Raw genomic sequence first — 25,552 nt, 5'->3', positions numbered from 1 at the left:
ATCTGGCGTACGGCAACGGCATCCGCGAGGTGCGGGTAGGCAGCGGCGGCAGCCGTACGGTGACGGGCTTCGACTCCCACTACCGCCAGGAGGCCCCGCAGACCGCGACGGTCACGGCCGTCTTCGACACCGGCGAGGAGAAGGTGCTCCTCACCTACAGCGGCGCCGCCACGGGCAACGACAACGCGGGCCTCGACATGGAGAACCAGCTCGTGGCACGGGAGTTGGCCGTACCGGCCGGAGCGAAGTCCGTGACCCTGAAGTTCCGCATGTTCAAAGCGGGCAACAACTGGTACTGGGCCATCGACCACATCCGGCTGGCCACGAAGGCGATCACCGGCTGACGGCGGCGTGGGCGCCGGGCGCGCTGCCGGGCACTCATGCGCGCACGGTACGGGAAATCGGCCGGAAGCCAGAAGCGGTCTCGCGTCCGTACGGCGGGGTCACCCCTTTTCGGGGCCCCGCCGCACGTCCGTCAGACGTCGGATGTCGGATGTCAGGCGTCAGGCGTCAGGCGTCGGACGTCGGACCTCCGTCAGACGACCGCCGCCGCCGTGTCCTGCTCGGTGTCGGGATCGATCCCCTGGAGGTACTCCTCGGTGATCTCCTTCGGCCCGAAGGGCCAGACCTTCTCGAAGCGGGCCCACAGGACGAAGGCAACACAGCCGAGGGCGACCCAGGCCAGGGACCATTCGATGGGGTGCCGGCCGGGCGAGCTCTTGTCCGCGTAGCCGTAGATGACGAGCCACCCGACTAGCGCGATGATGCTCGGCAGCGGGTAGAGCCACATCTTGTACGGCCGGTGCAGACCGGGCTGGCGGCGGCGCAGCACCGAGACGGCGAGGATCTGCGCGAGGGCCTGGACGATCACCATGACCGTGGTGAGCAGCTGGATGAGGGTGTTCAGGTCGGTGTGGCGGCCAATGAGGAAGCCGACGGCGGTGACGGCGCCCATGGTGGCCAGGCCCAGCACCGGGAAGCGGTGCTTGGCGTGCAGCTTCCCGTACTGGCGGAAGAAGACGCGGTCGCGGGCCGCGTCGTAGGGGACCCGGGAGCCGCCGAGGAGTCCGGTGAAGACCGAGGCGAAGGCGGTGATCAGGATGAGGACGGTGACGGTGTCGGCGGCGCCCTTGCCCCAGGTCTTCTCCATGACCGCGGAGGCGACCGACGAGGAGGCGATGTCGTCGGCGTTGAGCATCCGGTGCCAGTCGATGACGCCGAGGGTGCCTATCTGGAGCAGCAGGTAGATCCCCATGATGCCGAGGATCGAGAAGATGATGGAGCGCGGCAGGATGCGGCCGGGGTCCTTGATCTCGGCGCCCATGTACGCGGTGGTGTTGTAGCCGAGGTAGTCGTAGATGCCGATGGTCAGGCCCGCGGCGAAGCCGATCCAGAAGGTGTGGCTGGTCAGTTCGAAGGCGTGCGCGGGGTAGGTGAACGCCAGGTCCGTGTCGAAGTGGGTGAACGCCGCGAAGATGACGAGCGCGACCGAAAGGATCATCACGCCCCACATGACGGCGGTGATGCGGGCGATGTGCTCGATGCCGCGCCACAGCAGCAGGATGGTGAGCGCGATCATACCGAGCCCGATGGCGTCCCCCGTGTTCTGGCCCATGTCGGGCGCCAGATAGCCGAGGTACTGGACGAAGCCGACGACGCCGGTGGACATGATCAGCGGGATGAAGAGCATGGCCGTCCAGACGAACAGGAACGGCATGAGCTTGCCCGAGCGGTACTGGAACGCCTGCCGGAGGTAGACGTAGGAGCCTCCGGAGCCGGGCATGGACGCGCCCATCTCGGCCCAGATGAGGCCGTCGGCCAGAGCCAGGAGGGCGCCGGCGAGGAAGCCGATCACAGCCTGCGGTCCGCCGAACGCGGCGACCATCAGGGGGATGGTGACGAAGGGTCCGATGCCGCACATCTGGCTCATGTTGATGGCGGTGGCCTGGAACAGGCCGATACGGCGGACGAAGCCGCCGGGGGGTGGCGGGGAGCCGGACACGGTGCCTCCCTGGGCAGGTGACGGGGACGGGGAACGAGCTGCCGTTTCGCCAGTGCAGGGGTTCGCCTCGGCGCCGGGCGTGCTTAAGTTAAGTATCTTTACTTGATGCGTCAAGGGGTCACGGCGATATGCATGAGAATGGTTCGATGAGCAGCAGCGACGGCGGTGCCGAACAGCCCTGGAACCGGCAGCGCCTGCGCAGCACCAACGAGCGGCTCCTGCTGGAGCGGCTGCGGACCGGCGGCGCCGCCTCCCGCGCCCAACTCGCCCGCGAGACCGGGCTGTCCAAGCCGACGGTCTCCAGCGCCCTCGCCTTCCTCGAACTGGCCGGGCTGGTCCGCGAGGCCGGTCTGCACGCCCCGGAACGCGGCCGGGTCGCCGTGCTCTACGCCCCCGACGCCTCGGCGGGCTACGCGCTCGGCATTGACATCGGCCGCGCCTGGCTGCGGGTTGCACTCGCCGACCTCGACGGAGCCGTCGTCGCCCGCGCCGATGTGCGCAACCGGGCCCGCACCTCCGCCGCGATGGCCGACCTCGTGGTCGCCACCGCCCACCGGGTCGTCGCCGATTCCGGCGTCGCCCCCGCCAAGGTCGCCCACGCGGTCGTCGGCACTCCCGGCGTGTACGACGAGGCGCAGCGGCGCGTGCGGTACGCCCAGCATCTGCCCGGCTGGGGCCGGGCCGGTCTCTTCGACCGGATGCGGGACGAACTCGGCGTCCCGCTGGCCGTCCACAACGACGCGAATCTGGCGGCGCTCGGCGAGTACACCTTCGGTGTCGGCGCGGGCAGCAGGCTCTTCGTCTACATCATGATCGGCACCGGCCTCGGCATGGGCGTGGTGGCCGAGGGCCGGCTGTTCACCGGGGCGCACGGCGCCGCAGGTGAGATCGGCTATCTGCCCTGGCCCGGCCGGCACAAGCCGGACACCCTGGAGGATGCGGTCGCGGCCGACGCCGTCGTCCAGGCCGCCCGCGACCTGGGCATGAGCGGCCCGCTGACCGCCAAGGACGTCTTCGAGGCCGCCCGAGCCGGTGACCCCGCCGCGGTCGCGGCCGTCCGCCAGGAGGGCGAACGGCTCGCGCACACCGTCGCCGCGGTCGCCGCGGTCCTGGACCCGGACCTCGTGGTGCTCGGCGGCGGCGTCGGCCACAGCGCCGACCTGCTGCTCAGTACGGTGCGGGACACCCTGCGGGCGCTCACGCCGCTACGGCCGAAGATCGTGCCGAGCGCGCTCGGGGAGGACGCGGTGGTGCTGGGCGCCGTTGCCACGGCGCTCGACACGGCGCGGGACGTGGTCTTCGAGCAGCGCTCGGCCCCGCAGTAGTGGCCTCAAGCGCCGGCCGGCGCTTGAGGCCATCCCCTACTTCACCGTGAGCGGCAGAAGCTTCTTCCCCGTCGGGCCGATCTGGATGTCCAGGTCGAGCTGAGGGCAGACGCCGCAATCAAAACACGGGGTCCAGCGGCAGTCCTCGACCTCGGTCTCGTCGAGGGACTCCTGCCAGTCCTGCCACAGCCAGTCCTTGTCGAGGCCGGAGTCGAGGTGGTCCCAGGGCAGGACCTCTTCCTCGGTCCGCTCGCGGGTGGTGTACCAGTCGAGGTCGACGCCGGTCGCGGGGAGCGCCTTGCCGACGGCCCGCATCCAGCGGTCGTAGCTGAAGTGCTCGCGCCAGCCGTCGAACCGGCCGCCGTCCTCGTACACGGCACGGATGACGGCACCGATCCGGCGGTCGCCGCGCGAGAGCATGCCCTCCACGATGCCGGGCTTGCCGTCGTGGTAACGGAAGCCGATGTTCCGGCCGTACTTCTTGTCGTTGCGGATCGCGTCCCGCAGCTTGGCGAGCCGGGCGTCGGTCTCCTCGACGCCGAGCTGCCCCGCCCACTGGAACGGCGTGTGCGGCTTGGGTACGAAGCCGCCGATGGAGACCGTGCAGCGGATGTCGTTCTGCCCGGTGACCTCGCGGCCCTTCTGGATGACGTTGCGCGCCATGTCGGCGATCTGCAGGACGTCCTCGTCGGTCTCGGTGGGGAGGCCGACCATGAAGTACAGCTTCACCTGGCGCCAGCCGTTGCCGTACGCGGTGGCGACGGTACGGATCAGGTCCTCTTCCGAGACCATCTTGTTGATGACCTTGCGGATCCGCTCGCTGCCGCCTTCCGGGGCGAACGTCAGGCCGGACCGGCGGCCGTTGCGGGTCAGCTCGTTGGCGAGGTCGATGTTGAAGGCGTCGACGCGGGTGGAGGGCAGCGACAGGCCGATCTTGTCGTCCGTGTAGCGATCCGCGAGGCCCTTGGCGATCTCGCCGATCTCGCTGTGGTCCGCGGAGGACAGCGAGAGCAGGCCGACCTCCTCGAAACCGGTGGCCTTCAGACCCTTCTCGACCATCTCGCCGATGCCGGTGATGCTTCGCTCCCGCACGGGGCGCGTGATCATGCCGGCCTGGCAGAAACGGCAGCCGCGGGTGCAGCCGCGGAAGATCTCCACCGACATCCGCTCATGGACGGTCTCGGCGAGCGGGACCAGCGGCTGCTTCGGGTAGGGCCACTCGTCGAGGTCCATGACGGTGTGCTTGGACACCCGCCACGGCACGCCGGAGCGGTTCGGGACGACGCGGGAGATCCGGCCGTCTTCCAAGTACTCGACGTCGTAGAACTTCGGGACGTACACCCCGCCGGTCTTCGCGAGCCGGAACAGCAACTCGTCACGGCCGCCGGGGCGGCCCTCGGCCTTCCAGGCGCGGATGATGTCGGTGATCGCCAGGACGGCCTGCTCGCCGTCGCCGATCACCGCCGCGTCGATGAACTCGGCGATCGGTTCGGGGTTGAAGGCGGCGTGGCCGCCCGCGAGCACGATCGGGTCGTCGAGCGTGCGGTCCTTGGCCTCCAGCGGGATGCCCGCGAGGTCGAGGGCGGCCAGCATGTTGGTGTAGCCCAGCTCGGTGGAGAAGCTCAGGCCGAACACGTCGAACGCCTTGACCGGACGGTGTGCGTCGACCGTGAACTGCGGGACCTGGTGCTCGCGCATCAGCGCCTCCAGGTCCGGCCACACGCTGTACGTGCGCTCGGCGAGAACGCCCTCGCGCTCGTTGAGCACCTCGTAAAGGATCATGACGCCCTGGTTGGGCAGCCCGACCTCGTAGGCGTCCGGGTACATCAGCGCCCAGCGCACATCGCAGGAATCCCACGGCTTGACGGTGGAGTTCAGCTCCCCACCGACGTACTGGATGGGCTTCTGGACATGCGGGAGAAGCGCTTCCAAGCGGGGGAAGACCGACTCGACAGGCATCAGAGATGTCTTTCATCAGCGGGCAGGGTTGACCCTCAAGACTAGCGTGCCTTCCGGGCCGCACTCGCCGGAGCGGAACCGCGCACTGCGCGCGGGCCACGTCACGGCCAGCGGTCGGCCTTCTCCCAGAGCTGCGGCAGGTGCTCCTCCACCTCGGTCGCGCGGGCCCGCTCCAGCTGGCTGAGGGCGCCGTACGGGAAGGCGCTCTCGCCCGCCGCGACGGCCTCCTCCGCGAGCCGGGCGATCGTGACCCGGCACATCACGCTGTCCTGGTGTTCGCCGAGCAGGGACTGCACGGACTTCATCCGGGAGGTGTGCCGTTTCTCCGGGGCTCCGAGCACCGGCTGGGCGGCCTCGGCGCAGTACCGGGCGCGCTTGGCGGCCTTACGGGCCTCGTGCAGCGCCACGTCGCGCTCCTGGCCGGGGCCGAGGGCCAGCGCGGCCTCCACCAGCTTCCGCAGCCGGCGGTGGTCGTGGTGCACGGCCTTCTCCATGGCGGCGGGCGCGGGCGCCTTGGCGTCCTCCAGGTACGGCGGGTCCGCGAGCAGGGTCTCGACGGCGTCGAGCACGCTGAAGTAGTGCGAGCCGCCGAGCACCCGCACCACTGCGGCGTGGGTCTCACCGTGCGCGCCGGTGCCCTCCGCGAGCAACCGGTTCCGCAGCGCCACGCCGGCCAGCGACGGGTCCAGCTCCGCGAGCCGCGCCGCCAGCCGCTCGGCCAGTACTTCGCGGTCCCGCTCCATGCCCAGCACCGTCCCGAGCCACTTCAGCTCCTCGCCGAGCGGATCGGTCACGGCACGGTCCAGCTCCCCGCGGAAGCTCTTCAGGGCGCTGCGCATCCGCCGGGCCGCGACCCGCATCTGGTGCACGGCGTCGGGCTCGGCCCGCCGGACCTCGGGGTCGAGGGCGATCAGGGCGCGCAGCTGTTCGTGCAGATAGGCCAGGGCGGCGTCCCCTGCCGTGTGGAGGGCGGCGGGCGGCTCGGGCGGAACGGGAGCGGCCGTCAGCCGGTCGCCGAGCGCACGGGCGAGCTTGGAGGACGACGCCGACCGCTGGATTCCCGCGGCGGCCAGCCGCTCCTCGACCGCGTCCAGCAGCGCGGGTTTACCGCCGATGAGCTCGACCTCGAACTCGGTCCAGGTGATCGCTACGGCCTTGTCCCCCGGCCCCGCGCCCAGCAGCTGCGCCGTGACATGGTCGTGCGCGATCTCCGCGAGCGGCTCCCCCGCCGCGTCGAGCAGATGCCGCCGCTCCCGGTGGTTCTTGAGCCGGACGACGGGCACCAGTTTCTGCCCGCGGGTGTGCACGGCCACCTCGGCCGCCAGGTCCTTCGGTACGGTGCGGGTCGCGCGCCCGAGCGGGGCGTGCACTTCGGTGCGGGTGTCGGCCTCGGTGGTCGGCAGTTTCAGGTGCCAGCCCGCGTCGTCCCCGCCAGTACGCCGCCGCAGGGTGATCCGGCGCGCCGCGAGGCGCAGGTCCGCGGTGTCGAAGTAGACCGCGTCCAGTTCCGCCGGATCCAGGTCACAGCTGCCGAAGACCTTGGACAGCCCGCTGAGATCGGGCTGCTCGAACCGGCCGTCCGCTTCGTACTTGCGCTCGGTCTCCCGCACACGCTTACCCATGAAGGGACCGTAGTCGTGGGTTCCGCTCCGGGCAATGGGGCAGATCCCGGTCAGGCCGACATGGGGCGCTGCATGCGGACCGCCTGCAACAGCCCGATGGCGATCCAGATCGCGAACATCGACGAGCCCCCGTAGGACACGAAGGGCAGCGGCAGACCCGCGACCGGCATGATGCCGAGCGTCATCCCGATGTTCTCGAACGCCTGGAAGGCAAACCAGGCGACGATGCCGGCCGCCACGATCGTGCCGTACAGGTCCGTGGCGCTGCGGGCGATCGAGCAGGCCCGCCAGACGATCATCCCGAGCAGGACGATGATCGCGGCGGCCCCGACGAAGCCCAGTTCCTCGCCCGCGACGGTGAAGACGAAGTCGGTCTGCTGCTCGGGCACGAACTGGCCGGTGGTCTGGCTGCCGTGGAAGAGCCCCTTGCCGAACAGTCCGCCCGAGCCGATGGCGATGAGCGCCTGGTGGGTGTTGTAGCCGACGCCCGCCGGGTCGAGGGCGGGGTTGGCGAACGCGGCGAACCGGTCCACCTGGTACTTGTCCAGCACGCCGAGCTGCCAGATCAGGCCGGCGCCCACCGCGCCCAGCGAGAGCAGGCCCGCCACCCAGCGGTTGGAGGCGCCGGAGGCGAGCAGCACACCGAGGACGATCACCGCCATGACCATCACCGAGCCGAGGTCCGGCATCATCAGGATGATCGCTATCGGCAGCGCGGCCCAGCCGAGGGCCTGCAGGACCGTGCGGTGGTCGGGGTGGACACGGTCGCCCGCGTCCACCCGTGCGGACAGCAGCATCGCCATGCTCAGGATGATGGTGAGCTTCACGAACTCGGACGGCTGGAGCGAGAAGCCGCCGCCGATCACGATCCAGGAGTGCGCGCCGTTGATCGTGCTGCCCAGCGGGCTGAGCACGGCCAGGATCAGCAGCACCGAGATCCCGTACAGGACGGGCACGACACCGCGCAGCCGGCGGTGGCCGAGCGCCACCACGCTTGCGGCGAGACCGAAGCCGATCCCGGTGTTCATCAGGTGGCGCAGCAGGAAGTAGTACTGGTCGCCGTGGGTGAGATTGGTGCGGCCGCGGGTCGCCGAGTAGACCAGCAGCGTGCCGATCCCGGACAGCGCGAGCGCCGCGCCGAGCAGGACCCAGTCCATCCGGCGCAGTATCGAGTCCCGGGCGAGCAGTTTGCCCAGAGCGCTGCGTTCGGGGGTGAAGCGCCGGATCGTGTAGCCGTGGGTGGTCATGAGAGATACCGCCTGCCGAACAGAGCCTTGTCGCCGCGGCCGGGGGTGAGCGCGGCGAGCAGGGGACCACCGGCGAGCGCGTCGGGCGCGCCGGCCGGCGGGGCGAACGTGCTGACGGCGGAGGCGGGCTGGACGACCGTGCCGTCGTCGGCGAGCTTCGGCAGGTTCTTCTCGGGCGCCGGCAGCAGCGCCTTCTTGCTGTCGATCGAGCCGTTCGGCTGGATGCCGTACATCGCCTCGTAGATTTTGCGGATCGCGGGGCCCGAGCCGCCGGAGCCGGTGCCGCCCTGCGAGATCGTCATGACGATCGCGTAGTCCTTGGTGTACGTCGTCAGCCAGGACGTGGTCTGCTTGCCGTCGACCTCGGCGGTGCCGGTCTTGGCGTGCAGCTGGATCTTCTCCTGCGGCCAGCCGCCGAAGCGCCAGGCGGCGGTACCGCTGGTCACGACGCCCGCGGTGGCCTCGTTGATGTACTTCAGCGTCTCCGCGCTGTCCGGCAGCTTGCCGGACACCTTGGGCGCGATGGGTGTGACCGTTTTGCCGTCGGCGCTGACGATCGCCTTCCCTATGGTCGGCTGGTAGAGCGTGCCGCCGTTGGACAGGGCCGAGTAGATCCGCGCCATCTGGACCGGGGTGACGAGGGTGTCGCCCTGGCCGATCGCGAAGTTGACCGAGTCACCGGCGCGCATCACATTGCCGTCCTGGCAGTTCTCGCGGGCGATCTTGGTCGCGTAGTCCTGCTTGCTGGTCTTCCCCTCGCGGCACCAGTAGTCCACGTTGGCCTCGTAGTAGGACTGCTTCCACTGGCGGTCGGGGACCCGGCCCTTGACCTCGCCCGGCAGGTCGATGCCGGTCTTGGCTCCGAGGCCGAACTGGTGGGCGGTCTTGTAGAAGAAGTCCTTGGGGTTCTTGGGCTTCACGCCACCGTCCGCGAGCCACTGGTTGTACGAGAGGCCGTAGAAAACGGTGTCGCAGGAGATCTCCAGCGCCTTGCCGAGATTGATCGAGCCGAAGCTCTCGCCCTCGAAGTTCTTGAACACGCGGCCGCCGATGGTCATCGACGAGGTGCAGGGGTAGGCGCCGTCGAGCGGGTACCCGGCGTTGACCGCCGCCGAGGTGGAGACCACCTTGAAGGTCGAGCCGGGTGCCGACAGGCCCTGGATGGCCCGGTTCAGCAGCGGGTAGTTGGAGTCCTTACCGGTGAGCTGCTGGTAGTCGGCCGCGGAGATGCCGCCGACCCAGGAGTTGGGGTTGTACGTCGGGGCGCTGGCCATCGCGATGACCTGGCCGGTGTGTACGTCCATCACCGTGACCGCGCCCGAGTCGGCCTTGTAGTTGGTCTCGGTGACCTTGTCGTAGGTCTTGCGGGCCTCCTGCATCGCCGCGTCCAGCTCCTGCTCGGCGACGGCCTGGACGCGTGAGTCGATGCTGGTCACCAGGTTGGAGCCGGACTGGGCGGGAGTGTCGCCGGCCTTGCCGATCACCCGGCCGAGGTTGTCCACCTCGTAACGGGTCACGCCCGCCTTGCCGCGCAGCGCCGCGTCGTACTGGCGCTCCAGGCCGGAGCGGCCGACCTGGTCGGAGCGCAGCAGCGGCGTGCCGTTCTTCTGCGAGGCGGTGATCTCGTCATCGGTGACGGGCGAGAGGTAGCCGAGCACCTGGGCGGCGTTGGCCTTGCTCGGCGCCGCGTAACGCCGGACGGCGGTCGGCTCGGCGGTCACGCCGGGGAAGTCCTCGCGGCGCTCCATGATCTGCAGCGCCTGCTGGGTGGTGGCCCCGGCGGTGATCGGGATCGGCTGGTAGGGCGATCCGTTCCAGCAGGGCTGGGGGGTCTTGGCATCGCAGAGCCGGACCTTGTCGGTGACGTCCTTGGGCTTCATGCCGAGCACCGCGGCGAGCCGGGAGAGGACGGCCTTGCCGCCGTTCTTCTGCTTGAGCAGCTCGGTGCGGCTGGCGGAGACGACCAGCCGGGTCTCGTTGTCGGCGATGGGGACACCGCGCGCGTCCAGGATCGAGCCGCGCACCGCGGGGGTGACGACCTGCTGGATGTGGTTGCTGGCGGCCTTCTGGGTGTACTCGTCACCGTTGCGGATCTGCAGGTACCACAGCCGTCCGCCGAGGGTGAGCAGCAGCGAGACGACCAGGATCTGGAGGATGACGAGGCGGATGGTGACGCGGGACGTACGGCCCGTCTCGGGAATGTTAGACATGGGCGCGCCGTGACTTCCTCGGAAGGGTGGTGATGGGAGACGGGCGGGGGCTCACAGCCGCCGTCCTCCCCTGGCGATGGAACCGGCCCGGCCGGCCCGGCCGACCCGGCTCAGCAGGCCACCGCGCTGGCTGCCGATCCGGCCGCCGTAGCCGCCCGTCGCGTCCTCGGCGAGCGGATCGTGGTCGAAGCGTCTGGCCAGCGCCATCACCAGCGGGACGATGAACGGCGCGAGCAGCAGGTCGTAGACGGCCGCGGTGAACAGCAGTTTGGCCAGTCCCACATGGGCCCCTGCGGTGTCGCCGACCAGGGAGCCGACGCCCGCGTAGAGCAGGGTGCCGCCGATCGCCGCGGCGACGACGACGAGCATCGGCATGGCGGCGGTGCGCAGTTGCCCGGTCTCGGGCTTGGCGAGGCCGGCGAGGTAGCCGATGACGCACAGCACGAGCGCGTACCGGCCCACGGCGTGGTCGGCGGGCGGGGCCAGGTCGGCGAGCATCCCGGCGCCGAAGCCGACCAGGGAGCCGCCGACGTGGCCGTAGGTCAGTGCGAGGCCGAGGACGGTGAGCAGCAGCAGGTCCGGCACCGCGCCGGGCAGGTGCAGCCGGGCCAGCACGCTGACCTGGACGACCATGGCGACGACGACCAGCACGGTGGAGAGCAGGATCCGGTTGAGTCGCATGGTCAGCTCCTGGTGGTACCGGGGGCACCGGAGGGGGTGTTGCCCGGCTTCACGGCCGGCGTGGTCGCCTTCGCCGCGGCGGGCGAGGGGGTGGGCTTGGGCGGCAGCACCCTGTCGCGCGGGTCCGTGCGCGGGCCCTCGACGACGATGCCGACGATGTCGAGCCGGGTGAAGCCGACGAACGGCTCGACCTCGATCGTACGGGTGAGGCTTCCGGCGGACGGGTCGATCGCGACGACCCTGCCGACCGGAACTCCGGGTACGAACGGCTTGCCGGCCTGGGATCCGAAGGTGACCAGCCGGTCGCCCTTGTTCACCTTGGCCTTGCCGTTGAGCAGTTGGACGCGCATCGGCCGGTCGCCCTGGCCGGTCGCGAAGCCCAGCTCCATGGAGCCCTCCATACGGGTCCCGACGGTGAAGTCCGGATCGTTGGCGAGCAGCACCGTGGAGGTGGAGGGGGCGACGGTGGTGACCCGTCCGACCAGGCCGTCGCCGTTGATGACGGTCTGGTCGCGCTGGATGCCGTCAGCGCTTCCGGCGTCGATGGTGACCGTCCAGGAGAATCCCTGGGCGGCTCCTATGGCGATGATCTGGGCGCCCTTGACCGCGTACTGGCCGGCTCCCGCGGTCTTCAGGAGCTGGTCCAGTTCATGGGCCTTGTTGCGGGTGATGTCCTTGCTGCCGAGCTGCTGTTTGAGCTCGGCGTTCTCGCGTTCCAGGCGGCTGATCGTGCTGTGCCGGCCCCCGGAGTCGCGCACCGCGGCGATGGCGTTGCCGACCGGGTCGACAGCGGACGCCACGCCCTTCTCGACAGGGCCGAAGGCGGAGGCCGCCGCCTGTCGGGGACCGTCCATCGGCGACTGTTCCCCGCCGCGGATGTCCACGGTGATCAGTGCGAACGCGATGGCGATCAACAGCACCAGCAGAAGCCGGCTCTCTCGTGTGTCCCTCACGGGCGCCAGTCCGTGCCTTCCTCGAACGGACCGGTCGGCTGCGGGCCCCGGCCGGTCGACGTGTGTGTGACGCAGTGAGAACGATCCTGCGCGCCGGCGGGCAGTCACCCACGCGCAGGACTTTGTGAACTCATCTGCGCGGCTGGGCGTCCAGAACCTGCTGCAACGCCTCGAACTCCTCGACGCACTTGCCGGCGCCGAGCGCCACGCAGTCCAGCGGGGATTCAGCGATGTGGATCGGCATTCCGGTCTCGTACCGCAGCCGCTCGTCCAGTCCGCGGAGCATCGCTCCGCCGCCGGCCAGCACGATGCCGCGGTCCATGATGTCGCCGGAGAGCTCGGGCGGGCACTTGTCGAGAGTCGTCTTGACCGCGTCGACGATCGCGTTGACCGGCTCCTCGATGGCCTTGCGGACCTCGGCGGCCGAGATCACCACCGTCTTCGGCAGGCCACTGACCAGGTCGCGGCCCCGGATCTCGGTGTGCTCGTCCTTCTCCAGCTTCGGGTCGAAGGCCGACCCGATGGTGAGTTTGATCTGCTCCGCGCTGCGTTCGCCGAGCAGGAGGCTGTACTCCTTCTTGATGTGCTGGATGATCGAGCTGTCCAGCTCGTCGCCCGCGACCCTGATGGACTGCGCGGTGACGATGCCGCCGAGTGAGATCACGGCGACCTCGGTGGTGCCGCCGCCGATGTCGACCACCATGTTGCCGGTGGCCTCGTGGACCGGGAGTCCGGCGCCGATCGCGGCGGCCATGGGCTCCTCGATGATGTGCACCTGGCGGGCGCCGGCCTGGGTGGTGGCCTCGATGACGGCGCGTCGCTCGACCCCGGTGATGCCGGAGGGCACACAGACGACGACCCGGGGACGGGCCAGGTAGCGGCGCTTGTGGATCTTGAGGATGAAGTAGCGCAGCATCCGCTCGGTGATCTCGAAGTCGGCGATCACGCCGTCCTTCAGCGGGCGGACCGCGACGATGTTTCCCGGGGTGCGGCCGATCATCTTCTTGGCCTCGGCGCCGACCGCCAGGATGCCGCCGGTGTTCGTGTTGATGGCGACGACCGAGGGCTCGTTGAGGACGATCCCGCGACCCCTGACGTACACCAGCGTGTTGGCAGTCCCGAGGTCGACAGCCATGTCACGGCCGATGAACGACATGTTGTTCGCCATGTGGATACGTCTGGCCTTCCCGAGCTTGAGCGGAGATTCCATCGTAGTCGCGCCCCACGGGGCACGGGGTCGGGGTTCCGACGTCATTGTCATCAGAACACACAGCGTCCGCTGGTAATTGTGACGCCGTGTCGGGGAGATTGGTTCCCGAAAATCGATTGCATATGCCAGAGGCGACCGGAATTGTCCGGCCGCCTCTGAGCTGATCGAGTGTCGGTCAGCTGACCATCACCGCAGGCCAGGCGGGGTTCCGCGGTCCGGAAGATACACCCGGACGCGCTAGGGCCTGTCCGGCCGTTCACGAACGGCCCCTTCCCCGGCTGCTGGTTCAGACCGTCCCGGGGAAGAAGAGCTTGATCTCCCGCTCGGCCGACTCCGGGGAGTCCGAGGCGTGAATGAGGTTCTCGCGCACGATGGTGCCGAAGTCACCGCGAATGGAACCGGGGGCGGCGGCGATCGGGTCGGTCGGGCCGGCCAGCGCCCGTACGCCCTCGACGACGCGCTCACCCTCGACGACCAGCACGACCGCGGGACCCGAGGCCATGAACTCCATCAGCGGCTCGTAGAACGGGCGGCCGATGTGCTCGGCGTAGTGCTGCTCAAGAGTGCCGGGATCGAGCGTGCGCAGTTCGAGGGCGCCGATCGTCCAGCCCGCCTTGCGCTCGATCCGGCCGATGATCTCGCCGATCAGGCCGCGGCGGACGGCGTCCGGCTTGAGAAGGACAAGGGTGCGCTGGCTCACGGTACTGCTCCTACTGACGGTGACGGGTATGACGACATTACAAGGCGTGGTCAGGCCACCTGCGCCGAGTGTCCCGCCCTCGCCGCGTCGATCTTCCGGCCGAAGTGGATGGAGGCCCACCACAGGGCCGCGAAGACCACACCCAGGAAGTACATCGTCCCGACCCAGTAGCCGCTGACGACCAGCACGATCTGCAGCGCCCAGCCGACCGCGAGCGCGCCGGGGCGGCCGAGCATGCCGCACAGCAGCACGCACAGCGCCATGCCGACGCCGCACACCACCCATACCGTGCCGGCCGTCAGGCCGTCCTGCTTCATCGCGACGAGACCGGCGAAGCCGATCACGAAGAACTCACCGATCAGAGTGCTCGCGCACAAGGTCCGCATCGTGCCGCCTCACTTCCGGCCCAGCAGCAGCCGGGCCTCTCCCACGGTGAACACCGATCCGGTGACCAGCACGCCCGCCCCGGAGTACGCGCCCTCTTCCTCGGCGAGGGTGATCGCGGCCTCGATGGCGTCGTCGAGCCGCGGCTCGACCTGGACGCGGTCGTCGCCGAACACCTCGACCGCCAGCGCGGCCAGCGCGTCGACGTCCATCGCCCGGCTGGTCGAGTTCCGCGTCACCACGATCTCGGAGAACACCGGCTCGAAGGCCTCCAGCAGCCCGCGTACGTCCTTCTCTGCGCTCGGGCCGACCACGCCCACCAGATGGGTGAAGTCGAAGACCTCACTGACCGCGGCAGCCGCTGCCTGGGCGCCCGCCGGGTTGTGCGCGGCGTCCAGGACGACGGTGGGGCTGCGGCGGATGACCTCCAGCCGACCCGGCGAGGTGACGGACGCGAAGGCGCCACGGATGGTGTCGATGTCCAGGGAGCCGACCTGAGTGGTGCCGATGCCGAAGAACGCCTCGACGGCTGCCAGCGCGACCACCGCGTTGCGCGCCTGGTGCTCGCCGTGCAGCGGCAGGAAGATCTGCTCGTAGTCGCCGCCGAGTCCGCGCAGGTTCAGCATCTGCCCGCCGACCGCAATCTCGCGCTGGGTGACACCGAACTCCATGCCCTCGCGGGCCACCGTCGCGTCGACCTCGACCGCGTGCTTGAGCAGCACCGTCGCCGCGTCGGCCGGCTGCTGGGACAGAACGACGGTCGCGTCCTTCTTGATGATCCCGGACTTCTCCACGGCGATCTCGCCGGGCGTCGCGCCGAGCCGGTCGGTGTGGTCGAGGGCGACCGGGGTGACGATGGCGACCGCGCCGTCGATCACATTCGTGGCGTCCCAGCTGCCGCCCATGCCGACCTCGACGACCGCGACATCGACCGGGGCATCGGCGAAGGCCGCGTAGGCCATCGCGGTGAGCACCTCGAAGAACGACAGCCGGTGCGGCTGCGAGCTGTCCGTCAGATCGACGTACGGCTGGATGTCACGGTAGGTCTCGATGAACTTCTCGGCGCTGATCGGCTGCCCGTCCAGGCTGATCCGCTCGGTCATCGCCTGCACATGCGGGCTGGTGTAGCGGCCGGTGCGCAGGTGGAAGCCGAGCAGCAGCTGCTCGACCATGCGGGCGGTGCTGGTCTTGCCGTTGGTCCCGGTGATGTGGATCGCCGGGTAGGTGCGCTGCGGCTCGCCCAGGATGTCCATGAGCGCCGTCATCCGGTCGAGTGACGGGTCCAGCTTCGTCTCCGGCCAGCGGCCGGTCAGCGCCTCCTCGATCTCCCGCAGCTCGCGGTCGGTCTCGGGGTTCTTGGGCCGGGCCGGCACGCCGTCGTCCGGCGTGAGCGGGACCGGCGTCCGCAGGGTACGGCTGCCTGCCTCGATCACCGCCATGTCGGCTTCCCGGACGGGCCCGCCGTCGGGGGCGTCGTCCGGGGTCTCGTCGAACAGGTCTGCTGCCGCGTCGTCGTTCTGGGGGTGCTCGCTCACGCCGCCCAGTCTACGGAGCCGACGGGGGTTCAAACGCTCGGGCGCCCGGCGGCCGGGCGAAAGCCGGCCACCGGGCTGCCCGCCGGGGTGCCGGTCAGGCCTGGGGCAGTGCGTCCAGCTGGGCGGTGATCCGGGCGATGTCCGCCTCGGCCGCCGCCAGCCGGACGCGGATCTTGTCCACGACGGGCTCGGGCGCCTTGGCGAGGAACGCCTCGTTGCCGAGCTTGCCCAGCGCCTGCGCCTGCTCCTTCTCGGCCAGCCCGATGTCCTTGGCCAGCCGCTTGCGTTCGGCCGCGACGTCGATCGTGCCGGACAGGTCCAGCGCGACGGTGCCGCCCGCGACCGGGAGGGTCGCCGTGGCCGCGAAGCCGTCCTCGGCGGGCAGCAGGCGCAGCAGCTGGCGGATGGCCGCCTCGTGCGCCGCCAGCGCGCCGTTCAGGGCGAGCTGCGCGGGAACCTTCTGGCCGGGCTGCAGACCCTGGTCGGCGCGGAACCTGCGGACCTCGGTGATCACCTGCTGGACGCCGGCGATCTCCTTCTCGGCCGCCGCGTCGCGGAAGCCGCTGTCCTTCGGCCATGCGGCGATGACGACCGACTCGGCACCGGTGAGCGTGGTCCACAGCGTCTCGGTGACGAACGGGACCACCGGGTGCAGCAGCCGCAGCAGGACGTCCAGCACCTCGCCGAGCACCCGGCCCGAGACCTCGGCGCCGCGGCCGCCCGCGAAGAACGTGGTCTTGGAGAGCTCGACGTACCAGTCGAAGACCTCGTCCCACGCGAAGTGGTAGAGCGCCTCGGAGAGCTTGGAGAACTGGTAGTCCTCGTAGAGGGCGTCCACATCCGCGACGATCGTGTTGAGCCGGGACAGCACCCACCGGTCGGTGGCCGACATCTCCTCGACGGGCGGGAGTTCGCCCTCGACGGTCGCGCCGTTCATGAGCGCGAAGCGCGTGGCGTTCCAGATCTTGTTGGTGAAGTTGCGGGACGCCTGGACCCAGTCCTCACCGATCGGCACGTCCACACCGGGGTTGGCGCCGCGGGCCAGGGTGAAGCGGACGGCGTCGGAGCCGTACTTGTCCATCCAGTCCAGCGGGTTGACGGCGTTGCCGAAGGACTTCGACATCTTCTTGCCGCGCTCGTCGCGGACCATGCCGTGCAGGGCGATGGTGTGGAACGGCGGAGTGCCGTCCATCGCGTAGAGGCCGAACATCATCATCCGGGCGACCCAGAAGAAGAGGATGTCGTAGCCGGTGACCAGCACCGAGTTCGGATAGAACCGCTCCAGCGACTCGGTCTGCTCCGGCCAGCCCAGCGTGGAGAACGGCCACAGGCCCGAGGAGAACCACGTGTCGAGCACATCGGTGTCCTGCGTCCAGCCCTCGCCGGCCGGCGGCTCCTCGTCGGGCCCGACGCAGACGACCTCGCCCGCCGGTCCGTACCAGACCGGGATGCGGTGGCCCCACCAGAGCTGGCGCGAGATGCACCAGTCGTGGAGGTTGTCGACCCAGCTGAAGTAGCGGGACTCCATCTCCTTGGGGTGGATCTTCACCCGGCCGTCGCGGACCGCGTCACCGGCCGCCTTGGCCAGCGGGCCGACCTTGACCCACCACTGGAGCGACAGCCGCGGCTCGATGGTCGTCTTGCAGCGCGAGCAGTGCCCGACGGAGTGGGTGTACGGGCGCTTCTCGGCGACGATCCGGCTGTCGGCGCGCAGTGCGGCGACGATGGCGCTCCGTGCTTCGAGGCGGTCCAGGCCCTCGAAGGGACCGGGGACGGTGATGATCGCCCGCTCATCCATGACGCTGAGGTTCGGCAGGTCGTGGCGGCGGCCGATCTCGAAGTCGTTCGGGTCGTGCGCCGGGGTCACCTTGACCGCGCCGGTGCCGAACTCCGGGTCCACGTGCTCGTCCGCGACGACCGGGATACGGCGGCCGGTGAGCGGCAGCTCGATCTCGGTGCCGACCAGGTGCGCATAGCGCTCGTCGTCCGGGTGAACGGCGACGGCGGTGTCGCCGAGCATCGTCTCGGCGCGGGTCGTGGCGACGACGATCGCGGTGTCGCCCTCGCCGTAACGGATCGAGACGAGCTCGCCCTCGTCCTCCTGGTACTCCACCTCGATGTCCGAGATGGCGGTCAGGCAGCGCGGGCACCAGTTGATGATGCGCTCGGCGCGGTAGATCAGCTCGTCGTCGTAGAGCTTCTTGAAGATGGTCTGGACGGCCTGCGACAGGCCCTCGTCCATGGTGAAGCGCTCACGCGACCAGTCGACGCCGTCGCCGAGACGGCGCATCTGGCCGGAGATCTGGCCGCCGGACTCTTCCTTCCACTGCCAGACCTTCTCGACGAACGCCTCACGGCCCAGGTCGTGGCGGGACTTGCCCTCCTTGGCCAGCTCGCGCTCGACGACGTTCTGCGTGGCGATGCCCGCGTGGTCCATGCCGGGCTGCCACAGCGTCTCGTACCCCTGCATCCGCTTGCGGCGGGTGAGGGAGTCGATGATCGTGTGCTCGAAGGCGTGGCCCAGGTGGAGGCTGCCCGTGACGTTCGGCGGCGGGATGACGATCGTGTACGGCGGCTTGGCGCTCTTGGCGTCGGCCTCGAAGTAACCGCGTTCTACCCAGCGCTCGTACAGTTTCCCCTCCACCTCGGCCGGCACGTACTGAGTCGGCAGTTCGGGGGTGCTGTTCGGCCCGCCATGGGGGCTGCGCTGAGAGTTGTCGGTCACGGAGTCATTCTACGGGCGCCCCGCACCCCTCGTTACGAAGCCGTTGCGGGCCCGGCGTAAGCGGCGGATAAGACATCCGGAAGGATAGGCGGACGGTCGTTTACGGAGGGGACGAGTCACATGAGCTACAACCAACCGCCGCCGGATCCCGGTTACGGCGGGCAGCCGAACCCTTACGGGCAGCAGCCCGGTGGGTACGGGCAGCCCCAGCCGCAGCCCGGCGGGTACGGCCAGCACCCTCCCCAGCAGGCCGGATACGGCCAGCAGCCCCCGCAGCAGCCGGGGTACGGCTACCCGGCGCAGCCCATGCAGCCCGGCTCCTACGGACAGCAGCCGCAGCCGGGCTACGGCTATCCGCCGCAGCCGCCGGCCGGCAAGAAGAACACCACGTGGATCGTCATCGCCGTGGTGGTCGTGGTCCTCGCGCTCGGCGGTGGCGCCTTCGCGCTCCTCGGGGGCGGCGGGAAGGGCAGTAGCAGTGGCAGCGACGACGGCAAGAAGTACAAGCTGACCACCCCGCAGACGGTCGCCGCTGACTTCCAGCTCAAGGACCAGCTCTCGGACAGCGACAAGAAGGACGTCAAGGACCTCCCCGGAGTCGCCAACCCGGAGGCAGCGGGCGGAAGTTACGAGACCAGCACCAAGAAGAAGATGTTGTTCAGGGGCGTATGGGGCACGGTGGCCGACCCCGAGAAGGAAGTGGACGCGCTCTTCGTCGCCGGTACGAAGGACATCACCAAGGGCGGCGACGCCGAACTCGTCGGAAGTCCGCAGAAGGCCACGCCCGACGGGCTGGACGGCGGAGCCGTCATGAAGTGCCAGATGGTCAAGTTCAAGGCGCCCGCCACGAGCACCTCCCCGATCAAGTCGGCGAACGTGCCGCTGTGCATCTGGGCCGACCACAGCACCGTGGCCATGGTCATGGTCGTGGACCCGGTCGCCGCGCTCACCGGCGGGGGCCCCAGCATCGACGACACCGCGGCCACCACCGCCAAGGTGCGCAAAGACGCCCGCGTAGAGATCAAGTAGAGGAACCGATCACGTATGAGTTACAACCAGCAGCCGCCGCAGCAGCCGGGTTACGGCGGCCAGCCGGGCTACGGCCAGCAGCCCCCGCAGCAGCCGGGCTACGGCCAGCAGCAGCCCGGCTACGGCTTCCCGCAGCAACAGGCGCCGCAGCAGGGCGTTCCGTACGGCCAGCCGCAGCAGCCCGGCTTCACCGGCTACCCGCCGCCGCCCCCGAAGAAGAACACCGGAAAGATCATCGGCATCGTGGTCGGTGTCCTGGCGGTGCTCGTCGTCGGCGGCGTTGTGCTCGCCGCGGTGAACAAGCCGGGCAGCGGTGCCGCGTACAAGCTGACGACGCCGCAGACCATTCTGAGCGGCAGCTACACCCGGGACGACAGCCAGAAGCCCGAGGGCGGTGACAAGACCGGTAACGACAAGGGCATCAAGAATGCCAAGTCCGTCTCCGCCGCCTACAAGAACGCGCAGAAGCAGTCGCTGACGCTCTTCGGTGTGTACGGCACGATCACCGACCCGAACGCGGCGGTCGACAATCTGCTCAACGAGTTCAACAAGGGCGCCAAGGGCCAGGGGGGAACGGCGACCGAGCAGCACCCCGCCGGGTTCGACGGCACGGTCATGAAGTGCGCGACCCTGGGCGCGGGCACCGTCACCATCCCGTACTGCTCATGGGGCGACGACAGCACCGTCGCCGTGCTGATGTTCTCGCCGTCCCTCGAGAGCGGCGACACCAAGTCCCCCTCGGTGACCGAGTTCGCGGAGACGACCGCCAAGGTCCGCAACGAGGTCCGCGTCAAGAACTGACGCGGCGCACCGACGCGAAGGGGCCCGCACCGGTCATCCGGTGCGGGCCCCTCGCGTTGTCCACTCGCGCGCCAGGCGCGCTTCCGCTCGCTATGCGCTCTTCTGCTCGCCCTTGGCGATGATGCGCGGCTCGCGCGGCACCAGGGTCGGGTTGACGTTGGAGTGCACGACCTCGGCGGTGATGACCACGCGCGCGACGTCCTTGCGGGACGGCACCTCGTACATCACGGACATCAGCACCTCCTCCATGATGGCGCGCAGCCCGCGCGCACCGGTCTGGCGGAGGATCGCCTGGTCGGCGATGGCTTCCAGTGCGCTGTGCTCGAACTCCAGCTCCACACCGTCGAGTTCGAAGAGCTTCTGGTACTGCTTCACCAGCGCGTTGCGCGGCTCGACGAGAATCTGCAGCAGTGCCTCGCGGTCCAGATTGTGGACGGAGGTGATGACGGGCAGTCGGCCGATGAACTCCGGGATCATCCCGAACTTCACCAGGTCCTCCGGCATGATCTCCTGGAACTGGTTCGCGGCCTGGATCTCCCGCTTGGAGCGGATCGTGGCCCCGAAGCCGATGCCCTTGGCGCCGGCCCGCGACTCGATGATCTTCTCCAGGCCCGCGAAGGCCCCACCGACGATGAAGAGCACATTCGTCGTGTCGATCTGGATGAACTCCTGGTGCGGGTGCTTGCGCCCGCCCTGCGGCGGCACCGAGGCCGTCGTGCCTTCCAGGATCTTCAGCAGCGCCTGCTGGACGCCCTCGCCGGACACATCCCGGGTGATCGAAGGATTCTCACTCTTGCGAGCGACCTTGTCGATCTCGTCGATGTAGATGATCCCGGTCTCGGCCTTCTTGACGTCGTAGTCGGCCGCCTGGATCAGCTTGAGCAGGATGTTCTCGACGTCCTCGCCGACATAACCGGCCTCGGTCAGCGCGGTGGCGTCGGCGATGGCGAAGGGCACATTCAGCATCCGGGCGAGCGTCTGCGCGAGCAGGGTCTTGCCGGAGCCGGTGGGACCGAGGAGCAGGATGTTGGACTTGGCGAGCTCGATGGCGTCGTCGTGGCCCCGGCCGTTGTTCTCGCCGGCCTGCACCCGCTTGTAATGGTTGTAGACCGCGACCGAGAGAGCCTTTTTCGCCGGTTCCTGGCCGACGACGTAGCTCTCCAGGAACTCATAGATCTCTCGCGGCTTGGGCAGGTCCTCCCACCGCACTTCGGAGGACTCCGCCAGCTCCTCCTCGATGATCTCGTTGCAGAGATCGATGCACTCATCGCAGATGTACACACCAGGACCTGCGATGAGCTTCTTCACCTGCTTCTGGCTCTTGCCGCAGAACGAGCACTTGAGCAGGTCGCCGCCGTCACCGATGCGTGCCACGAGGTGTTTCCCCTTCGCCTGGGATCCGCCTAGTCCAACGGAACCTGGTGCTTCTCTCATCGACGGTACCTTGCCGCGCCCCCCGTGCGGGCCCCCCTTGGACCTACTCAGTCCAAGGAGGGCGGTAACGCTGCCGCGCCGCGGGACCCCCGCAGGGCCCCCGCGGGTACCTCCGTCAGACCTTCTCGGCGGCCGTGGACGTCTTACGGGTCGAGACGATCTGGTCGACCAGACCGTACGCGAGGGCTTCCTCGGCGGTCAGGATCTTGTCCCGCTCGATGTCCTCGCGGATCTGCTCGATCGGGGTGGTGGAGTGCTTGGACAGCATCTCCTCCAGCTGCGCCCGCATCCGGATGATCTCGTTGGCCGCGATCTCCAGGTCTGAGACCTGACCCCGGCCGGTCTCGCTGTACGGCTGGTGGATCAGGATCCGGGCGTTCGGCAGCGCCATCCGCTTGCCGGGGCTACCGGCCGCGAGCAGCACGGCCGCGGCGGAGGCCGCCTGGCCCATGCAGACCGTCTGGATGTCCGGCTTCACGAACTGCATGGTGTCGTAGATGGCCGTGAGGGCCGTGAACGAGCCACCGGGCGAGTTGATGTAGACGGAGATGTCGCGGTCCGGGTCCATCGACTCCAGGCACAGAAGCTGCGCCATGACGTCGTTGGCCGAAGCGTCGTCGATCTGCACCCCGAGGAAGATCACGCGCTCCTCGAAGAGCTTCGCGTACGGGTCGTACTCGCGGACGCCCTGCGATGTGCGCTCGACGAAGCGCGGAATGATGTAACGGGCCTCGGCGCCGAGCACACCGGCCACCGGGCTGGGGCGCTCGGCCATGGTGCGCTCGTAGAGGCCGCTACCGGGGAAATTCAGGGAGTTCACTTTCACCGTCCTGGTGATGAGCAGTGGGCTGGGCGGGTTCGGCTGAAGGGGCCTGAGGTGCTCAGGCAGCCCCGGTGCCGCCGCCGCCCGGAACGCCGGAGGCGGTGAGCATGACCTCGTCCAGCAGGCCGTACGCGGTGGCCTCCTCGGCCGAGAACCAGCGGTCGCGGTCGGAGTCCTTGGTGATCTGCTCGACGCTCTGACCGCTGTGCTGCGCGATGAGCTCGGCCATCCGCCGCTTGGTGTGCAGCAGCTGCTCGGCCTGGATCTTGATGTCCGTGGCGGAACCGCCGAGGCCCGCGGAGGGCTGGTGCATCAGGATGCGGGTGTTCGGCAGCGCGAAGCGCTTGCCGGGCGTGCCCGCGGTGAGCAGGAACTGGCCCATGGAGGCGGCGAGGCCCATGGCGATCGTCACGACGTCGTTGTTGATGTACTGCATCGTGTCGTAGATCGCCATGCCGGCCGTCACGGAGCCGCCGGGCGAGTTGATGTAGAGGAAGATGTCCTTTTCCGGGTCAGCGGCGAGGAGGAGCAGCTGCGCGGTGATCTTGTTGGCGATATCGTCGTCGACCGCCTGGCCGAGGAAGATGATCCGCTCGTTGAGCAGTCGGTTGTAGACCTGGTCGCCGAGTCCGCCGATGGTCGGCTCGCCGGCGGCGGAAGGCATCGGAGTCGTCACGTATCCACCTGCTCGTTGTCGGACGGCCCGTGGCCGTCTCAGCGTCTTCGCGTCTTCGCGTGTTCGCGTCTTCTCGGATGGGGGCTCGGGTGTCGGTCCCCAGCCTTCTTACTTGGACCCTAACGCGCAGGTGGGGCCCAGCAATCCCCTACGCGAAACTGTTCGCTGTGAGCGCAGGCTCGGCACCCGGGTAAGCCAAAACGGGCCCGGACGCGACTTCGCGTCCGGGCCCGTCGGGCGAACTGGTCAGACCTTCGTGCGAACTGGTCAGACCTTGTCGGACGTCGCCTCGGCAGCGTCCTCGACGGACGTGGCGGCCTCGTCGGTCGCCGCGGGCTCCTCGTCGGAACCGGCCTCGACCGTCACGGCGCTCTCGTCCTCGACCTCGTCGTCCAGGTCGACCGTCTCACCGTTGGTGTCGGTGACCTTGGCGGCCTCGACGACCACCGCGAGCGCCTTGCCGCGGGCGACCTCTCCGACGAGCATCGGCACCTGGCCGCCCTCGACGACGGCCTGGGCGAACTGGTCCGGACTCATGCCCGAGGAGGCGGCGCGGCGCATGAGGTGCTCGGTGAGCTCCTCCTGGTTGACCGACAGCTGCTCCTTGGAGACCAGTTCATCGAGGATGAACTGGGTCTTGATGCCCTTGGTGGCCTGCGCGCCGAGCTCCGCGTCGTGCTCCTCGGCGGTCTTGCCCTCACGCTCCAGGAAGGTGTCCCAGTCCAGGCCCATGGCCGGGAACTGGTGGTGCTCCAGGTTGTGCTTGCGGGTCTGGATCTCGTCCGCCAGCAGCTTCTCCGGCATCGGGACCTCGACCAGCTCCAGGAGGGCGTCGAGCACCTTCTCCTGCGCCTGGGTGGCCTGGTCGTAGCGCTTCATGTTCTCGAGGCGCTTGACGCTGTCCGCGCGCAGCTCCTCGAGGGTGTCGAACTCGCTCGCCAGCTGGGCGAAGTCGTCGTCCAGCTCGGGCAGCTCACGGGCCTGGACGGACGTCACGTCCACCTTGACCGACGAGGTCTTGCCGGCGGCGGAGCCGCCCTTGAGCTCGGAGTCGAAGGTGGCGGTGCCACCGGCCTCGAGGCCGGTGACGGCCTCGTCGATGCCTTCGAGGAGCTGGCCGGAGCCGATGGTGTAGCTGATGCCCTTGGCCACGCCGTCCTCGAGGACCTCGCCCCCGACGGACGCCTCGAGGTCCAGGACCACGACATCGCCTTCGGCGGCGGCGCGCTCGACCGTGGAGGTCGAGGCGAAGCGCTCACGGAGCTGCTCCAGCGACTTGTCGATGTCCTCGTCCGACACCTCGAGGGCGTCGACGGTGACCTCGATGCCGGAGTAGTCCGGGATCACGATCTCCGGACGGATGTCGACCTCGGCGGTGAACTTGAGGTCCTGCCCGTCGTTGAACTCGGTGATGTCGACGTCGGGCTGGCCGAGAACGTTCAGCTCACCCTCGCTGACCGCTTCCGTGTAGAACTTCGGCAGGGCGTCGTTGATCGCCTCTTCGAGGACCGAGCCACGGCCGAACCGCTGGTCGATGACGCGCGCAGGGATCTTGCCCTTGCGGAAGCCCGGCACCGTGACCTGCTGGTTGATCTTCTTGTACGCCGCGTCGAGGCTGGGCTTGAGCTCCTCGAAGGGCACCTCGACAGTGAGTCGAACCCGAGTCGGGTTCAGAGTCTCGACGGCGCTCTTCACGGTTGGGTCTCCTTGGGCTGACATCAGGGGCTTTGAAACGCGCCAACAGCCGGTTCCCACAAAGTGAGCGGCACCGGCGGCCGACGAGACGTACTACTCGGGGACTGCGCCCCTACGTCGCCCCGTATACGGGCGCCATTGCATAGTACCGGTACGACGGGCACGACTCTCCCGCTCGGACTTTTCCTGTGGTCGGGGTGGCCGGATTCGAACCGACGGCCTTCCGCTCCCAAAGCGGACGCGCTACCAAGCTGCGCCACACCCCGCTGGTGCGACACGTAGAGTACATGCCCTGGTACGCGCGGGCAGCCAATATTCCACGCCGACCCGCACGGGTTTACCGGTGTGCGACGAGGGCGCGTGAGCCGCTACGATGCGGTGTGCCAGAATCTGTGGCGCTGCGGGCGTAGCTCAATGGTAGAGCCCTAGTCTTCCAAACTAGCTACGCGGGTTCGATTCCCGTCGCCCGCTCTGTACGGCTCCGGCCGGTGACCGAGGACTCGTCCCCGGTCACCGGCCGGACTCGTTCTAGGCTTCCTAC

General features: G+C 69.1%; 20 protein-coding genes and 2 tRNA genes. 5 read left to right on the top strand and 17 right to left on the bottom strand.

What is annotated here, in order from left to right; all coding sequences use genetic code 11:
• Window positions 1–29 precede the first annotated feature (29 nt).
• Entirely contained in the window at window positions 30–344 is a 315-nt protein-coding gene (locus tag QMK24_RS00995; RefSeq protein ID WP_283463077.1) for a hypothetical protein, read from the top strand.
• Between the two features lie 191 nt (window positions 345–535).
• On the opposite strand, the gene QMK24_RS00990 is transcribed toward QMK24_RS00995, so the two are convergent.
• The gene (locus QMK24_RS00990) at window positions 536–2,002 is read right to left on the bottom strand and encodes an APC family permease (RefSeq protein ID WP_283463076.1); all 1,467 of its coding nucleotides are present in this window, start codon (window positions 2,000–2,002) and stop codon (window positions 536–538) included.
• Window positions 2,003–2,130: 128 nt separating this feature from the next.
• On the opposite strand from QMK24_RS00990, the gene QMK24_RS00985 reads away from it, so the two are divergent.
• Complete coding sequence (locus tag QMK24_RS00985; RefSeq protein WP_502962463.1) at window positions 2,131–3,327, top strand: ROK family transcriptional regulator; 1,197 nt, start codon at window positions 2,131–2,133, stop codon at window positions 3,325–3,327.
• A 36-nt stretch (window positions 3,328–3,363) separates the two neighbouring features.
• Here the strand turns inward: QMK24_RS00985 and QMK24_RS00980 are convergent, their stop codons facing one another.
• The 11 genes from QMK24_RS00980 to QMK24_RS00930 form a co-directional block, all read right to left on the bottom strand.
• Window positions 3,364–5,286, bottom strand: coding sequence for a TIGR03960 family B12-binding radical SAM protein (locus QMK24_RS00980; RefSeq protein ID WP_283463074.1), 1,923 nt, complete (start codon window positions 5,284–5,286; stop codon window positions 3,364–3,366).
• A gap of 101 nt (window positions 5,287–5,387) precedes the next feature.
• Complete coding sequence (locus QMK24_RS00975; RefSeq protein WP_283463073.1) at window positions 5,388–6,908, bottom strand: CYTH and CHAD domain-containing protein; 1,521 nt, start codon at window positions 6,906–6,908, stop codon at window positions 5,388–5,390.
• A 50-nt stretch (window positions 6,909–6,958) separates the two neighbouring features.
• A complete protein-coding gene (gene rodA, locus QMK24_RS00970; RefSeq protein WP_283463072.1) occupies window positions 6,959–8,155 on the bottom strand; it encodes a rod shape-determining protein RodA in 1,197 nt (398 codons plus the stop codon).
• Window positions 8,152–10,365, bottom strand: a complete 2,214-nt coding sequence (mrdA, locus tag QMK24_RS00965) for a penicillin-binding protein 2 (protein ID WP_283463071.1) — start codon at window positions 10,363–10,365, stop codon at window positions 8,152–8,154. Before mrdA ends, rodA begins: the two co-directional genes overlap by 4 nt.
• 51 nt (window positions 10,366–10,416) lie before the next feature.
• Entirely contained in the window at window positions 10,417–11,046 is a 630-nt protein-coding gene (gene mreD / locus QMK24_RS00960; RefSeq protein ID WP_283463070.1) for a rod shape-determining protein MreD, read from the bottom strand.
• 2 nt (window positions 11,047–11,048) lie between these two features.
• A complete protein-coding gene (gene mreC / locus QMK24_RS00955; RefSeq protein WP_283463069.1) occupies window positions 11,049–11,999 on the bottom strand; it encodes a rod shape-determining protein MreC in 951 nt (316 codons plus the stop codon).
• Window positions 12,000–12,129: 130 nt separating this feature from the next.
• A complete protein-coding gene (locus tag QMK24_RS00950; RefSeq protein WP_138357776.1) occupies window positions 12,130–13,155 on the bottom strand; it encodes a rod shape-determining protein in 1,026 nt (341 codons plus the stop codon).
• A 340-nt stretch (window positions 13,156–13,495) separates the two neighbouring features.
• Entirely contained in the window at window positions 13,496–13,909 is a 414-nt protein-coding gene (ndk, locus tag QMK24_RS00945) for a nucleoside-diphosphate kinase (protein ID WP_283463068.1), read from the bottom strand.
• Between the two features lie 50 nt (window positions 13,910–13,959).
• Complete coding sequence (locus QMK24_RS00940; protein ID WP_283463067.1) at window positions 13,960–14,295, bottom strand: DUF4233 domain-containing protein; 336 nt, start codon at window positions 14,293–14,295, stop codon at window positions 13,960–13,962.
• 9 nt (window positions 14,296–14,304) lie between these two features.
• Window positions 14,305–15,828: a bifunctional tetrahydrofolate synthase/dihydrofolate synthase gene (gene folC / locus QMK24_RS00935; protein WP_502962464.1), complete on the bottom strand. Its 1,524-nt coding sequence runs from the start codon at window positions 15,826–15,828 to the stop codon at window positions 14,305–14,307.
• Window positions 15,829–15,922: 94 nt separating this feature from the next.
• Window positions 15,923–18,553 (bottom strand): valine--tRNA ligase, encoded by a 2,631-nt coding sequence (locus QMK24_RS00930; protein WP_283463066.1) that lies wholly within the window; start codon window positions 18,551–18,553, stop codon window positions 15,923–15,925.
• 120 nt (window positions 18,554–18,673) lie between these two features.
• On the opposite strand from QMK24_RS00930, the gene QMK24_RS00925 reads away from it, so the two are divergent.
• Both QMK24_RS00925 and QMK24_RS00920 read left to right on the top strand, forming a co-directional pair.
• Window positions 18,674–19,582 carry a hypothetical protein gene (locus QMK24_RS00925; RefSeq protein WP_283463065.1) on the top strand — a complete coding sequence of 303 codons (909 nt, stop codon included), beginning with the start codon at window positions 18,674–18,676 and terminating at the stop codon, window positions 19,580–19,582.
• Between the two features lie 15 nt (window positions 19,583–19,597).
• On the top strand, window positions 19,598–20,383 hold the full coding sequence (locus QMK24_RS00920) for a hypothetical protein (protein WP_283463064.1): 786 nt from the start codon (window positions 19,598–19,600) through the stop codon (window positions 20,381–20,383).
• Between the two features lie 90 nt (window positions 20,384–20,473).
• Here QMK24_RS00920 and clpX read toward each other — a convergent pair whose 3' ends face one another.
• The 5 genes from clpX to QMK24_RS00895 form a co-directional block, all read right to left on the bottom strand.
• The gene (gene clpX, locus QMK24_RS00915; RefSeq protein ID WP_283463063.1) at window positions 20,474–21,757 is read right to left on the bottom strand and encodes an ATP-dependent Clp protease ATP-binding subunit ClpX; all 1,284 of its coding nucleotides are present in this window, start codon (window positions 21,755–21,757) and stop codon (window positions 20,474–20,476) included.
• 175 nt (window positions 21,758–21,932) lie between these two features.
• Window positions 21,933–22,592, bottom strand: a complete 660-nt coding sequence (locus QMK24_RS00910; protein ID WP_283463130.1) for an ATP-dependent Clp protease proteolytic subunit — start codon at window positions 22,590–22,592, stop codon at window positions 21,933–21,935.
• Between the two features lie 106 nt (window positions 22,593–22,698).
• Window positions 22,699–23,304 (bottom strand): ATP-dependent Clp protease proteolytic subunit, encoded by a 606-nt coding sequence (locus tag QMK24_RS00905; protein WP_283463129.1) that lies wholly within the window; start codon window positions 23,302–23,304, stop codon window positions 22,699–22,701.
• 279 nt (window positions 23,305–23,583) lie between these two features.
• Window positions 23,584–25,011 carry a trigger factor gene (gene tig, locus QMK24_RS00900; RefSeq protein WP_283463062.1) on the bottom strand — a complete coding sequence of 476 codons (1,428 nt, stop codon included), beginning with the start codon at window positions 25,009–25,011 and terminating at the stop codon, window positions 23,584–23,586.
• Between the two features lie 189 nt (window positions 25,012–25,200).
• Window positions 25,201–25,277 (bottom strand) — tRNA-Pro (locus tag QMK24_RS00895).
• Window positions 25,278–25,411: 134 nt separating this feature from the next.
• On the opposite strand from QMK24_RS00895, the gene QMK24_RS00890 reads away from it, so the two are divergent.
• Window positions 25,412–25,482, top strand: a tRNA-Gly gene (locus QMK24_RS00890).
• Window positions 25,483–25,552: the final 70 nt, after the last annotated feature.

Origin of the sequence: Streptomyces sp. PH10-H1, from assembly GCF_030063355.1 — a bacterium.
Classification (GTDB): Bacteria; Actinomycetota; Actinomycetes; order Streptomycetales; family Streptomycetaceae; genus Actinacidiphila.
The sequence above is the reverse complement of the archived record's forward strand: the minus strand, read 5'-3'. Positions and strand labels throughout refer to the sequence as shown.

What these genes read in the sequence shown, in the direction of transcription:
- QMK24_RS00920 (WP_283463064.1), top strand. Translation starts at nt 19,598, where the DNA reads ATGAGTTACAACCAGCAGCCGCCGCAGCAGCCGGGTTACGGCGGCCAG.
- QMK24_RS00950 (WP_138357776.1), bottom strand. Translation starts at nt 13,155, where the DNA reads ATGTCGTTCATCGGCCGTGACATGGCTGTCGACCTCGGGACTGCCAAC.
- QMK24_RS00910 (WP_283463130.1), bottom strand. Translation starts at nt 22,592, where the DNA reads ATGGCCGAGCGCCCCAGCCCGGTGGCCGGTGTGCTCGGCGCCGAGGCC.
- QMK24_RS00985 (WP_502962463.1), top strand. Translation starts at nt 2,131, where the DNA reads ATGCATGAGAATGGTTCGATGAGCAGCAGCGACGGCGGTGCCGAACAG.
- QMK24_RS00925 (WP_283463065.1), top strand. Translation starts at nt 18,674, where the DNA reads ATGAGCTACAACCAACCGCCGCCGGATCCCGGTTACGGCGGGCAGCCG.
- QMK24_RS00905 (WP_283463129.1), bottom strand. Translation starts at nt 23,304, where the DNA reads ATGCCTTCCGCCGCCGGCGAGCCGACCATCGGCGGACTCGGCGACCAG.
- mrdA (WP_283463071.1), bottom strand. Translation starts at nt 10,365, where the DNA reads ATGTCTAACATTCCCGAGACGGGCCGTACGTCCCGCGTCACCATCCGC.
- mreD (WP_283463070.1), bottom strand. Translation starts at nt 11,046, where the DNA reads ATGCGACTCAACCGGATCCTGCTCTCCACCGTGCTGGTCGTCGTCGCC.
- QMK24_RS00975 (WP_283463073.1), bottom strand. Translation starts at nt 6,908, where the DNA reads ATGGGTAAGCGTGTGCGGGAGACCGAGCGCAAGTACGAAGCGGACGGC.
- QMK24_RS00940 (WP_283463067.1), bottom strand. Translation starts at nt 14,295, where the DNA reads ATGCGGACCTTGTGCGCGAGCACTCTGATCGGTGAGTTCTTCGTGATC.
- QMK24_RS00980 (WP_283463074.1), bottom strand. Translation starts at nt 5,286, where the DNA reads ATGCCTGTCGAGTCGGTCTTCCCCCGCTTGGAAGCGCTTCTCCCGCAT.
- rodA (WP_283463072.1), bottom strand. Translation starts at nt 8,155, where the DNA reads ATGACCACCCACGGCTACACGATCCGGCGCTTCACCCCCGAACGCAGC.